We start from the raw sequence: 12,316 nt of genomic DNA, 5'->3' as shown, positions 1-12,316 counted from the left end.
GTAGTGGTGGGGTATAGAGCATAAATAGATTGCCGAAAATTGTCGGTAAGTCGATATCCTGTGTCGAACCGTCGATATAATGAAAAAATCGCCGATAAAAGTGTAGAAATCATCGATATATTTGAAAAATCGCTGATATATTTTAGTGAATACGAAGTGGGGTATATGGAAAAGAAGTTGCCGTGAGGGTAACTTCTTTTTATTGTAGTGGTGGGGTATAGAGCATAAATAGATTGCCGAAAATTGTCGGTAAGTCGATATCCTGTGTCGAACCGTCGATATAATGAAAAAATCGCCGATAAAAGTGTAGAAATCGTCGATATATTTGAAAAATCGCTGATATAATCCGGTAAATACCAATCAGGGTATGCAAACCAACATAAAAAAAGCTGGGAGAATCTCTTCCAGCTTACGAGTTACTTTCAATTTGGCGACCGTTTTCTTCTTCGTTGTCTTGTAATAGGTTGAATACATCTGCTAGACAGAATGCAATGAACCAAGTCCATAGACCGTGGAAGAAAGCTGAGCTTAATTGAAGTGGTAATGTATAGTTAGTCATTGAGTAGGAAATACATCCGCCGACAATTCCGATCATTGTTAATAACATTGTTTTTTGCGCATTTTCTTCTGGATTAAAGAGGAAGAAAATGTATCCACCTAAAATTGAAGCGCTTACAAGTGTTTCGATTCCATTAAAAATGATATTCTCTCCAAGCTGAGTGTTTGTCCAGAAGCAGATTGTTCCGCCGATAATAGCAAACAGGACAGCTATTGTATATCGTATATATTGATTCATATGTTCATCTCCTTATGTAATAAGATGATTTGGAAGTCAAAAAGGTAGGTATAGTATATTGAAGTGAGTTTTAATTGTACGTATCTTTTTATAAAAGATCATTGAAGAGTAACTAAGATGATCGGTTATTTAAACCGTTACGTGTATGGTGTCTGAAATATACCTGACTGCTCGTTTCTTTTTGTTTGTAAAATATGAGAAACTTCCAAGTCTATATACTCTTTTTTTGTGAGTCTGTTTTCATTATAACACATTTAGAGACATAATAATAGAATTATCTGATTTTGTAATAAGTGTAAAAAATAAAAAACGCAAGGAAATACCATTAACGGTGCGGTTTAGTAGAAGAAGGAGTTTCATTTATTTTGATGAAATATGTAATCAAGGTGAGATCTAAGAAGTCTTAAATACGATAAAAAGTGTTTTATGGCATGCATGTAATGTAAGGGAGGAGAGTTAACTTGGAGTTCACAACAGAAAGATTAATAATTAGACCTTTTAAGAGTACTGATTTACAGGATGTATTCGCTATTTATAATAGTGATGATACATGTAAGTTCCTATTACATAATAAGTGGACTCATGAAGACATGCAGGAAAGATTTAATAAGAAGCTAGCAAACAATGCACTTACTAAAGACTCAATATTAAGTTTGGCGGTTATATACAAAACTAAGGTAGTTGGTGATTTATCCGTATGGTACACAAATATGAAAGACACTGTCGAGATTGGTTATAGTTTTTCAAATGAAGTAACTGGAAGAGGTTTGGCAACAGAAGCAGTAAGTCGTTTGGTATTTAAATTATTTAATGAATGTAATGTACACCGTATACAAGCTAATCTTGATGCACGAAATACAGCTTCACAAAAATTGTGTGAACGAATAGGCATGAGAAAGGAAGCACATTTCATACAAGATTTCTGGAATAAAGATGAATGGACAGATAGTATTGTATATGGAATGCTATCCTCCGATTTGTAGTAATAAACTTAATGATTGTATTATGCTAAAGGGTACGTGAGTTGAATAACAAAGGGCATAACATATTATATGTTATGCCCTTTCATGTATTGACCTTTTTATATACGTTTGAAACGGCCGACAATTTCAACTGTTTCAGTAATGTTCATAAATGCTTTGTTATCCACTTGACGGATAATACGTTTCATTTCGCCTAACTCATAGCGAGTCACGACAGTGTAAATCATTTTTTTCTTATGGTTTGTATAGCCGCCGACAGCATCTACCATTGTCACGCCACGTATGCCGTGATGTAGTAGGGCGCTTTTTATTTCCTCGCCTTTTTCTGTAATTGTCATTATCGTTAATTTAATATGTTTCGTATGCACAGCATCGATCACTTTGCTGACTACAAATCGACTAATTAACGTATAAAGTGTAATATCCCATCCGAAAATAAATCCTGCTACAACAAGTAAGATTAAGTTGAATCCGAAGATGATTGCTCCAATTGAAACATCGCGATATTTCGCTACAATCAATCCAACAACATCAAATCCACCTGTTGAAGAAGCAAATCGGAATATGATTCCTGAAGCTGCTCCGCAGATTACACCGCCGAATACAGAAGATAGTAAAATATCGTCTGAAACTTGGTGTACAGGGATAATGTTCATCGCTAACGATGATACAGCTACAAAGTACGCTGTTAAAAAGGTTGTCTTCTTGCCTAAGTAAAAGTGACTTAAAATAAGAAGAGGAATGTTTAGTAAAAAGATAAGTGCACCGATATTGTAGTGCATTAAATAACCGATAATCATCCCTACTCCAGCGAATCCACCGCTAATCATATTATGCGGGATAAAGAACATATTCATAGAAATTGCATACAAAATAGAAGCTACGAAAATAACAACCAACTGTATGATAAATTCTAAGTGAAATGTTTTAGCTGCTGGGAAGGATAAAAAGGCGGTGTCGGGAACGTAATCGGCGTCTCCTAGTTGACCCATAGTATGTTTCATCTCCATATTCATTTTTGATTACAAGAAGAGAATAAAGGTTTTTTCAAAAACTGGCAATAGTTTTATTATAATGCAAAAATTTTATAAATTTCTAATAAATCAAGCCTATTCATTGATGTGTGTGAATATACTAAAGAAAGCGAATACAATGTTTCTTAATTATTATTTTCTTGAGAAAATATGCAAAATACTTTTTTTGACGATAAAAGGAAATAGAGAATGTTTGCCGAATGTGCTAAAATGACCTTATTAAGGATGTGAAGCGATGGAATTTTTATTGCAGGATGCAATTCTATATATATCGTTTGTAACGACAGCACTTTGTTTATTAGAAGTTTTCTTCCTTGCTAACGTTTCTCGCTTTGTGCGTCAGCAAGCATCGAGCGGTAGACAAAGAGCATTTGCGTTAGTTGATACATGTGAAGATAGTGCGGGGAATGTACCGCTATTTTCTATTTTTTATAAATATGGAATGATTCGTTCTGTGCGCAGACAAGAATCAAGTGAAGAGAATGACGAGATCGGTCCGTATACACCAATGTTTCGCTAAATAATTACGAAACATTGGAGGAATGAACATGTTAAAATCATACCGAGCTGTGCTCGTTAGTTTATCATTATTACTTGTTTTTGTTTTATCTGGTTGCAGTAATGCAGCACCAATTGATGCACATAGTACGGGAATTTGGGATCATTATTTTGTATATCCAATCTCGTTTATGATTCAATTTGTTGCTCATCATATACCGGGAGCTAGCTTTGGGATTGCTATCATTATTATGACGCTCGTTATTCGTTCAGCAATGATTCCATTAGCTGTTTCGCAATATCGTAGCCAAGCGAAAATGAAGAAAATGCAACCTGAATTGCAGAAGTTAAAGCAGAAATACGGTGATGTAAGCAAAGATCTAGAAAAACAAAAACAGTATCAAAAAGAAATGTCAGAACTAATGAAATCAGGCGGTTGGAATCCACTTGCTGGTTGTTGGCCAATCTTTATACAAATGCCGATTTTCTCTGCTTTGTATTATGCGATTAGCCGAACAGAAGAGATTCGCACATCTTCGTTTTTATGGGTGAACTTAGGACATGCAGATCCTTATCATATATTACCGATTATTGCAGCATTAACGACATTTATTCAAATGAAGGTTTTCCAATCGAATATTACACCTGGAGAACAAGTACAAATGCTAAAGATGCAGCAAATTATGATGCCGGCAATGATTTTATTTATGGGATTTGCGGCACCATCAGGTCTTGTGTTGTACTGGATAACAGGTAACTTATTTACAATGACACAAACAATTGTATTAAGAAGAATAATGGAACGTGAAGAATTACAATTACAAAAAGCATAGAATAACGCCGCTCATTATGAGCGGTGTTTTTTTGTTAAGTCGTTAAGGAAATGTTAAGAAACCAACATTACTATAGGCATTGTATACGAGAGTGTACATGCATTAGAAATATGAAGGAGGAAATTTCCTATGAAGAAGAAAACAGTTGGGTATTTAGCAATTGCAGGTGCTTTATCATTCGGAATCATTGGAGGAGTCGGTATTCCGGCATTCGCGGCAACGAATACTCCAGCAGTGGATCAGTCTGCAAAAACGGCGAAAAAAGATTTAGATGATGCTACAAAACAAAAAGTAAAAACAATTATGGACGATACAAAGAAACAGTTGGAGGAGTTAGGTGTAAAGCTTCCAGAGAAAGAAAAACGTAAAGAAATGTTTGCGGGATTAGATGATCAAACGAAAGAAAAAGCGAAATCAATTTTAGAGCAAGAGAAATCCGGAAAATTAACACGTGAACAAGCGCAAGAAGAATTAACGAAATTAGGCGTGAAAATGCCGGAGAAGGGTAAGCGTAAAGATATGCTTGCTAACTTAGATGAACAGGCGAAAGAAAAAGTGAAGTCAATTTTTGAACAAGTTAAGTCCGGCAAATTAACGCATGAGCAAGCAAAAGAAGAATTAACAAAGTTAGGCGTGAAACTCCCAGAGAAAGAGAAGCATGAAGATATCTTTGCGGGATTAGATGAGGCAACAAAAACAAAAGCAAAAGCGATTTTAGACAATGAAAAGAAACAATTAGAGGCATTAAATGTGGATCTTCCGCATCATAAGTTTTTTATGAACAAAGAAGATAAATAAGCGAATTACGTAGCTTTCGTGTGGGCAACCGGAAGGTATGTATGTGGGGAGACTTTCTTTTAGAAAGTCTCCCCTTACTTATTGTCGTTTTTCGTTGGTAAATTGATATATCTGAAAAATCGCTGATATAATTTTTTATCGCTACACTGTTCCAAAGATACTAGGAAATTAGAGAAGTGTCGTAACTTCTGTTATAATATAAGAAGAGAAATATTTCGTATGTTATATAAAAAAATATATTGATTTTTTCTAACAATTCAATATAATGAACAATAACTACAAAATTCGACATCAAGAAGTGATGATGAGGACACGATCAATTTTTTACGATTCTCAGAGAGGGAGGCCTTTGGCTGTGAGCTTCCTAATACGGAAAAATGGATTACCACCTCTGAACTGCAGCAGTGAACGAACATCTAGTAATTGCTAGCCGGCAAAAACCGTTATTTTAGACTTGAGAAATTGGTGAAGTGTGTTACTTTGCGAATTGAAACAAGGGTGGAACCACGAATATAACACTCGTCCCTTTTTTAGGGAGGAGTGTTTTTTTATTTCATTTTTGCATCACACTAGAATTGGAAGGAGGATACGAAGCATGCATCATGATGAGAAGAACAAAATTGGTTTAACGGTAGCACTTTCTATCGTAGTAGGAACGATTATTGGGTCTGGTGTGTTTATGAAACCAGGGAGCGTATTAGATTACTCGGGGAGTTCTAATATGGCGATTCTTGCTTGGGTAATTGGTGGTCTGTTAACGTTAGCAAGTGGTTTAACAGTAGCTGAAATTGGGGCGCAAATCCCGAAAAATGGTGGGTTGTATACGTATTTAGAGGAGATTTATGGAAGTTTTTGGGGGTATTTATCAGGCTGGATGCAAACAATTGTGTATGGGCCAGCTATTATTGGAACGTTAGGGTTATACTTTAGTTCTTTAATGATTAATTTTTTCTATTTAGATAAAGTATGGAATTTACCAATCGCAATTGGAACAGTTGTGTTCCTTGGCGTTGTAAATAGTATGGGAACAAAATACGGAGGTATCGTCCAAACGATCACGACAATCGGGAAGATGATTCCAATCGTATTAATTGTTGTGTTAGGTTTTTGGAAAGGGAATAGCGATATCTTTAACGTAGTTGTGCCGATATCAGAAAATCAAAGTATCGGGATGGCAATCTTAGCAACATTATTTGCTTATGACGGCTGGATTCTACTTGCGTCAATTGGTGGAGAAATGAAGAATCCAACAAAGCTATTACCGAAAGCAATGACAGTTGGGATTTTAATTGTAACAGCTGCTTACGTATTAATTAATTTGGCGTTATTGAATGTATTACCAGCAACGCAAATTGTAGAACTTGGAGAAAATGCAACAGCGACAGCTGCAGGAATGCTACTTGGAGAATATGGCGGGAAAATTATTAGTATCGGTATTATCGTTTCTATTTTCGGTTGTTTAAATGGAAAGATTTTAACGTTCCCGCGTATCCCGATGTCGATGGCAGAACGTGGACAACTTCCATTTGCTAAGTTTATTGCGAAGGAAAGTCCAAGATTTAAAACACCAGCAAATGCGATTACTGTTGAAATTATTTTAGGAATTATTTTAATGATTATTAGCGATCCGAATAAGCTATCTGAGATTTCCGTATTCATTATTTATATTTTCTACGTAATGACGTTTATCGGTGTCTTCATTTTAAGAAAACGTAATAAAAATAAAGAGCGTGCATACAGTGTACCGTTATTCCCAATCGTCCCAATCGTTGCGATTTTGGGCTCACTCTTTGTAATCGGTAGTGCGATTATTAACGATCCACTAAGTTGTTTTTTATCAATTGGAATTGTCTTTACGGGACTGCCGGTATATTGGTATTTAAATAAGAAGAATAAAACTGCTGTTTAATAATTAGAAAACAGGCGTATCATACGCCTGTTTTTTATGTGAAAAAATTTGAAAGTATAAAATTAAAATTATGGGAACTACATTACCCTATTTTATAACCTAGAAACAGGTAATTAAGTATAGTTAATTATCTGTTTTGGGTAGTAACATTTTAAAGTCATAAGCATAAACTTTCTTTCCGCCTTTCACAGTGGCGAGTATAGATTCTATACCTTGTATTTCTTGTTCGGATACTTTTCTTCCGTTTGTTAAGTTGTATCTTTCTATATAGTATTTATTATTGCGCTTTGCATCATAACGTAGAACATATAATGAGTCGTTTTCGAAATAAGTTTGTTCATTATATCTAACGCCATCTTTAACATGGTAATCTATGGTGAATTTATGGCTCATCGTATTATTTTTAGGGTTATATGTATATATATCACCAAGACCGTTTAAAAAATATAATTCGTTGTTATATATATATGCGGAATTATCTAATGAAAATGGGCTGGTTGCAGTTGAGTTTTCTTCTTTATACATAAATATTGTATTTTGTTCTAAAGTGGCTTTATTAGTACGTAACAAGAATGTTTCCCCTTTTAGCGGATCACCCTTATCAATTGTACTCATAACCATGTAGTAATTCTCTGAATCTACTAAAATAGGTGAAAGATTAGCATGGTCCTCTTTTCCATTTATATTAAGCGCTGTAATATTCTCTATATTCATTGTTGCATCATTAAACGTTAATTTTTTTAATTCGTATTTATTAGTAACTAATTCTTGGGTGGCTACTAAAATATTTTCCCCATCTAATCCAGAGCTAATAATGAAATGAGGGATATTACTTTTATGAATAACTTTTTCATTTCCGAATAAAACATTTGAATTATAGTTCCCATTCTCTTTGTCCATTCCTGAATTGTAAATAGTAACAAATATCTTTTGTTTTGCTAAATATCCATTAAAATCACCGGTATGTTGGTATTTTATTTTATGAGTAGTAGGATTTTCTCCTAGAAATGTTATAGTATTTTTACTCTCTAATAGAACTTGTTTTTTATCGTCAGATACACCAATACTGCCGAGCTCTAGACCACCCATTTTATATCCGCTAGCAACGCCTTGTTTATTTATAAATATGGCATAACTAATGCCTTTACCATCTAAATCTTGATCGGCAGTGGATGAGAAGTAAAGCACAGCTTTTTTATCATCTAAAAAATTTTTATTTTGTATTTCTTTATCTGATATTAAGTTTGCATTCTTATCTTTTATACATAAATAGTAAGCTAATACTGCAATCGTTATAATACTCGTAAAAAATAGAATTATTTTCCGGCGATTTTTCATCTTCACTTCTGCTCCTCAAATAACCAAAAAGTGAAACAAATAAATTGTTCCACTTTCAGTTTTAAAATTATATATTACGAATTAACGATGTTTGTTGCGCATCTCTAACGTCTCGAGGATATACACCTGCTCCACCATCTTTATCTAAATCTAAACCACCATGTAATTTATAAGCAGACCATATCAATTTAGAACAATTCTTCGCGCCATAATGGCTAGTATTTCTATTGTTTGCGAAATTATAAGAATAGTCATCCTTTCCTACACGATCTTTCGCCCACCAAGCTGCGTCATTTTTATTTTGCCAAGAAGTATTTACAGATTTGACAACTGCATCACCTTTATCAACTAAGCGTTTATTAGTAGCAATTGTGCGCACACCTTTGTCTGGTACAGATTCAACAATCAAGTCTTTACTATAGTACATACCGACATGTCCGTGATTCATATAAGCAGTTGTAGATCCAGTATAATAAAAGTCGCCCATATTAGAATTTCCTACTTTTACATTTCCGCCGCTAGCACCATATTGAACATTAGTAGTATCTTTATTATTTCGTTGAGTAGCTTCTCGTTCTCCTTGTTCATGATTTGCTTTTAATTCTTTATAAATTTGTTCTGCTAAAGCTTCTTTTGTATTGCCCGTATTTTTTGCAACTTCAATAATATCTGAAATTAACTCTTCTGTACTTACGTCTGGCTGCAATTTCTTAATCTCATTTAAATACGGAAGTTCGTTACTTGCTGCGAAAGATGATGTAGGCACAAGCCCAGCTGAAGCTAAAATACTTGCTGTCAAAGTTAGTGCAGTTAATTTTTTCATTTCTTTTCCCCCTAAGTTTTTTGATATTCCAAACTATTGTGTGTTTGTAAAGTATAGTATTTACTCTACAAGAAAATAATAATTTTTCTGTAATTTCAATACAAGTCTAGTAAAGAAAAATCTTATTTGGTACAATTTGTTTGTAAATAATAGGAAATTTAATCAAGTTTATTATAAATTAAATTTATATATATAAATTTAATAATTAATGTTGTTTTTTATTAATATTTCTTAGTTTGATTACAAATTGGATAGAAGTAGTGATAATTTTTCAGATAAGAATCTTTATTTAAATGTTGGAGATATATCATAAGAGGGAAGTTTTTTATTATAAAAAATTGTACTTGCTTCCGCTTTCTATTTTGGTTACTATAATCGTAGTAACCAAAATAGAAAGTGTGGGAAAAGACTTGAATTTTCGTGTGTATATTTTAGCTATCGCGGCTTTCGTAGTCGGAACGGTTGAGCTAATTATAGGAGGAACGCTCGATTTAGTTGCCGATGATTTAGGAGTATCTATTAGTGCAGCTGGTCAGCTTATCACAATATTTTCAGTAGTATTTGCTTTATCAGGTCCTGTTTTATTAGCTTTAACAGGGAAGTTTGAGAGAAAAACATTGTATGTTGGGGCATTATCAATTTTCTTAATCGGAAATATTATTTCAGCATTTAGTGTGAATTACGGAATGTTAATGTTTTCAAGGGTAATTTGTGCGGCGAGTGGTTCGCTTATTATTGCACTGTCAGTAACACTTGCTTCTAGCGTTGTAGAGCCGCATTTTCGTGCGCGTGCAATTGGGATCATTTTCATGGGGATTAGTGGATCACTTGTACTTGGAGTACCGCTTGGCCTTGTACTCGGAAATGCATACGGATGGCGTGCACCATTTGTACTCATTTCAATCTTAACAGTTATGGCAATCGCTTGTATTTCTCTATTTTTAACGAAAGTACCACCGACATCGGTATTATCAATAAGAGAACAAATTGCTACGTTAAAAGATAAAAAAATCGTAAGTGCACAGTTAACATCATTCTTATTTTTAACGGGTCATTTAACACTATATGCATATTTAACACCATTTTTAAAAGATGTTATGCATGTGGAAGCGAATTGGATTAGTGTATTTTACTTCATCTTCGGAATCGCAGCAGTAATTGGGGGCGGCTTCGGAGGCTGGCTTGCTGATAAATGGGGATCGAAGAAAAGTATTATTTCAATTATTATCGTATTTGCGTGTGCGATTTTCCTATTGCCGATGATGACATTCTCATTCCCACTGTTCATTATTATGATGGGAATTTGGAGTATGCTGAGCTGGGCTATTTCGCCAGCACAACAAAACTATTTAATTGAAATTGCACCAGAATCAGCTGGTATTCAGCAAAGTTTAAATAACTCTGCCCTTCACTTAGGGATTGCACTCGGTTCAACAGTAGGCGGAGTTGTTATTGAGAAATCATCTGTTATATATAATGCTTGGGTAGGCGGCGGCTTTATTATATTAGCGTTGCTTTGTGCGATTTTCTCGATCACGAGAGGACGTTCTACTCAGTTTGCGAAGGAAGAATCTATCGTTTGATAGGTTCTTTTTTATTTGTAAAAAATTGCAGGTTTTAGTAGGTGTAGGGAGAAAGTTGTATGTAGCGAGGTGATGTATATGTATACGAATTTTTCAATTATTGGTCTTCTAATTTCAATGCTTCCATTGTTTCTTATTATTCTTGCGCTTAGATGGGTTCGTTTCATCTATAAAAATTCAGAGAAACAAGTGGAGCAAAATGAGAAGATTATTGAGCTGTTGATGGAGATAAAGGAAAAAGATAAGTAATATGTATTCGTTTGAAATTTGTTTCCCGTAAGTTAAAAAGGCACTTATAAAGTGCCTTTTTTATTATGTTTGAAAATTGAAAACATGTAATATTTATTTGTCAATAGCACCATGACAACAAACAGTTTTAAGGTTGCTTATTACTTTGAAACTTTCTCAACAATTCGACAAGATACTACAAAAAAACCACCTATTCTCTTTTTTTCACTATAAGTACAATGAAACAGTAAGATTGCTTCATGTAGAAATTTATATATGGTGGTGGAGAGAATGAAACGAAAGATGGTAGGAAAATGGTTTAGTTTTTTTAGTGCTCTTATTATTTTATTAGGAATTGCAATGCCACAAGTAAAGGCAGAAGTAATGAACAGAGAAACATATAAAATGGATTGGAGCTATAGTAATTCGAAACAGCGTGAAATAAAGACAGAAATCATTAAAACGGCTTCGGGTAGTATTGCGTATTGTTTAACGCCTGATTTACGTTCGCCCAATGGGGATGATTTGCCTGAGATGGGGAAAACATCCGATGCTGTATATCGTATTTTATTAAATGGATATCCTCAAAAAAGCCCATCTGAATTAGGTGTAGCGACAACGGAAGAAGCGCATTATGCTACACAATTAGCAGTATGGATTGCAGCAAATGAATTAACGGAAGAAGATTTAGTTGAAAAAAATGAACGTGTACATAATCTTATGAAGCGTTTAGTAGAGGCTTCAAAGAAAGAAACTGGATCACAAAATGTATTCTTTAAAGTTAATCCTGTAGATTCACAAACTGCTACACAAAAAGGTGATTATTTAGAAACAGGATTTTATGCAGTGCAAACAAATGCGGTTTCTGGCTCTTATACAATTCTTCCTGAAAATGCTCCTAAAGGGCTTCGAATTGTAAATGAAAATGGTGAAGAGAAAAGTACGTTATCAATTAACGAAAAATTCAAACTCTTAATCCCGAAAAATACGAGTAGTGGTAACTTTAAAATGAAAGTGAAGTCTATTTTAACAAATTTACAAGCAATAGCTTTTAAAGGATCGGAAAAAGTTCAAAATACAACGGTATTGTTACAAAGAAATAGTGAGAAAATCAGTACAGATTTAGTTGTAAATTGGGAATCAGTAGGTTCTTTAAAGATTATGAAATTAGGAGAAAAAAAGGAATTATTAAAAGGAGCGGTGTTTGAAGTTTCTAATGAAAACTTTAAACAAAATGTTACGACTAATGATAAGGGGATTGCGGAGTTAGGTAATCTTCCAATCGGTATATATAGCGTCAAAGAAATTCAAGCGCCAGCTGGATATGTGTTAGACGGAAGCGTTAAAAAAATTGAAGTGAAAACTGGTGAAACAGCTGTATTAGAGCTGAAAAATGAAAATGTAAAAGGTGAATTAGAAATAACGAAAGTAGATATAGCGGATGGGAATACAAAACTACCAAATGCAGAGTTTACAATCTACAACGAACAAGG

The 12,316-nt window shown here is 34.2% G+C and carries 12 protein-coding genes and 1 other annotated feature; of the genes, 8 read left to right on the top strand and 4 right to left on the bottom strand.

The window, feature by feature from the left end:
* Nucleotides 1-409: 409 nt before the first annotated feature.
* Nucleotides 410-796: a DUF3938 domain-containing protein gene (locus MR147_RS26525; protein WP_001077770.1), complete on the bottom strand. Its 387-nt coding sequence runs from the start codon at nt 794-796 to the stop codon at nt 410-412.
* 461 nt (nt 797-1,257) lie between these two features.
* On the opposite strand from MR147_RS26525, the gene MR147_RS26520 reads away from it, so the two are divergent.
* Nucleotides 1,258-1,779 (top strand): GNAT family N-acetyltransferase, encoded by a 522-nt coding sequence (locus MR147_RS26520; RefSeq protein WP_074607021.1) that lies wholly within the window; start codon nt 1,258-1,260, stop codon nt 1,777-1,779.
* Nucleotides 1,780-1,877: 98 nt separating this feature from the next.
* Here the strand turns inward: MR147_RS26520 and MR147_RS26515 are convergent, their stop codons facing one another.
* The gene (locus MR147_RS26515; protein ID WP_000530036.1) at nt 1,878-2,771 is read right to left on the bottom strand and encodes a YitT family protein; all 894 of its coding nucleotides are present in this window, start codon (nt 2,769-2,771) and stop codon (nt 1,878-1,880) included.
* Nucleotides 2,772-3,048: 277 nt separating this feature from the next.
* Between MR147_RS26515 and MR147_RS26510 the strand changes: the two genes are divergently transcribed.
* From MR147_RS26510 to MR147_RS26495, 4 genes are all read left to right on the top strand, one after another.
* A complete protein-coding gene (locus MR147_RS26510) occupies nt 3,049-3,333 on the top strand; it encodes a hypothetical protein (RefSeq protein ID WP_063220574.1) in 285 nt (94 codons plus the stop codon).
* Between the two features lie 28 nt (nt 3,334-3,361).
* Nucleotides 3,362-4,144: a membrane protein insertase YidC gene (gene yidC / locus MR147_RS26505; RefSeq protein ID WP_000920536.1), complete on the top strand. Its 783-nt coding sequence runs from the start codon at nt 3,362-3,364 to the stop codon at nt 4,142-4,144.
* A gap of 129 nt (nt 4,145-4,273) precedes the next feature.
* Complete coding sequence (locus tag MR147_RS26500) at nt 4,274-4,942, top strand: hypothetical protein (protein WP_242304878.1); 669 nt, start codon at nt 4,274-4,276, stop codon at nt 4,940-4,942.
* Between the two features lie 292 nt (nt 4,943-5,234).
* Nucleotides 5,235-5,472 (top strand) — a binding site (T-box leader).
* A 65-nt stretch (nt 5,473-5,537) separates the two neighbouring features.
* Nucleotides 5,538-6,851: an APC family permease gene (locus tag MR147_RS26495; RefSeq protein ID WP_048557419.1), complete on the top strand. Its 1,314-nt coding sequence runs from the start codon at nt 5,538-5,540 to the stop codon at nt 6,849-6,851.
* A gap of 123 nt (nt 6,852-6,974) precedes the next feature.
* Here MR147_RS26495 and MR147_RS26490 read toward each other — a convergent pair whose 3' ends face one another.
* Together MR147_RS26490 and MR147_RS26485 are read right to left on the bottom strand one after the other, a co-directional pair.
* Nucleotides 6,975-8,189: a hypothetical protein gene (locus MR147_RS26490; RefSeq protein ID WP_074607025.1), complete on the bottom strand. Its 1,215-nt coding sequence runs from the start codon at nt 8,187-8,189 to the stop codon at nt 6,975-6,977.
* A gap of 67 nt (nt 8,190-8,256) precedes the next feature.
* Nucleotides 8,257-9,012, bottom strand: a complete 756-nt coding sequence (locus tag MR147_RS26485; protein WP_074607027.1) for a YiiX/YebB-like N1pC/P60 family cysteine hydrolase — start codon at nt 9,010-9,012, stop codon at nt 8,257-8,259.
* A 398-nt stretch (nt 9,013-9,410) separates the two neighbouring features.
* On the opposite strand from MR147_RS26485, the gene MR147_RS26480 reads away from it, so the two are divergent.
* From MR147_RS26480 to MR147_RS26470, 3 genes are all read left to right on the top strand, one after another.
* On the top strand, nt 9,411-10,595 hold the full coding sequence (locus MR147_RS26480; protein ID WP_139302703.1) for an MFS transporter: 1,185 nt from the start codon (nt 9,411-9,413) through the stop codon (nt 10,593-10,595).
* A 78-nt stretch (nt 10,596-10,673) separates the two neighbouring features.
* Nucleotides 10,674-10,844, top strand: a complete 171-nt coding sequence (locus MR147_RS26475) for a hypothetical protein (RefSeq protein WP_074606443.1) — start codon at nt 10,674-10,676, stop codon at nt 10,842-10,844.
* 270 nt (nt 10,845-11,114) lie between these two features.
* Nucleotides 11,115-12,316: SpaA isopeptide-forming pilin-related protein (locus MR147_RS26470; protein WP_242304877.1), on the top strand; the 1,202-nt coding region annotated here is incomplete at its 3' end.

Source organism: Bacillus cereus group sp. BfR-BA-01350, assembly GCF_022663775.1.
GTDB lineage: Bacteria > Bacillota > Bacilli > Bacillales > Bacillaceae_G > Bacillus_A > Bacillus_A paranthracis.
This window is presented reverse-complemented; position numbering and strand designations above follow the sequence as displayed.

Excerpts from the sequence above, each read along its gene's own strand:
- MR147_RS26495 (WP_048557419.1), top strand. The coding sequence starts at position 5,538 with ATGCATCATGATGAGAAGAACAAAATTGGTTTAACGGTAGCACTTTCT.
- MR147_RS26525 (WP_001077770.1), bottom strand. The coding sequence starts at position 796 with ATGAATCAATATATACGATATACAATAGCTGTCCTGTTTGCTATTATC.
- MR147_RS26490 (WP_074607025.1), bottom strand. The coding sequence starts at position 8,189 with ATGAAAAATCGCCGGAAAATAATTCTATTTTTTACGAGTATTATAACG.
- MR147_RS26475 (WP_074606443.1), top strand. The coding sequence starts at position 10,674 with ATGTATACGAATTTTTCAATTATTGGTCTTCTAATTTCAATGCTTCCA.
- MR147_RS26510 (WP_063220574.1), top strand. The coding sequence starts at position 3,049 with ATGGAATTTTTATTGCAGGATGCAATTCTATATATATCGTTTGTAACG.
- MR147_RS26515 (WP_000530036.1), bottom strand. The coding sequence starts at position 2,771 with ATGGGTCAACTAGGAGACGCCGATTACGTTCCCGACACCGCCTTTTTA.
- MR147_RS26485 (WP_074607027.1), bottom strand. The coding sequence starts at position 9,012 with ATGAAAAAATTAACTGCACTAACTTTGACAGCAAGTATTTTAGCTTCA.
- yidC (WP_000920536.1), top strand. The coding sequence starts at position 3,362 with ATGTTAAAATCATACCGAGCTGTGCTCGTTAGTTTATCATTATTACTT.
- MR147_RS26500 (WP_242304878.1), top strand. The coding sequence starts at position 4,274 with ATGAAGAAGAAAACAGTTGGGTATTTAGCAATTGCAGGTGCTTTATCA.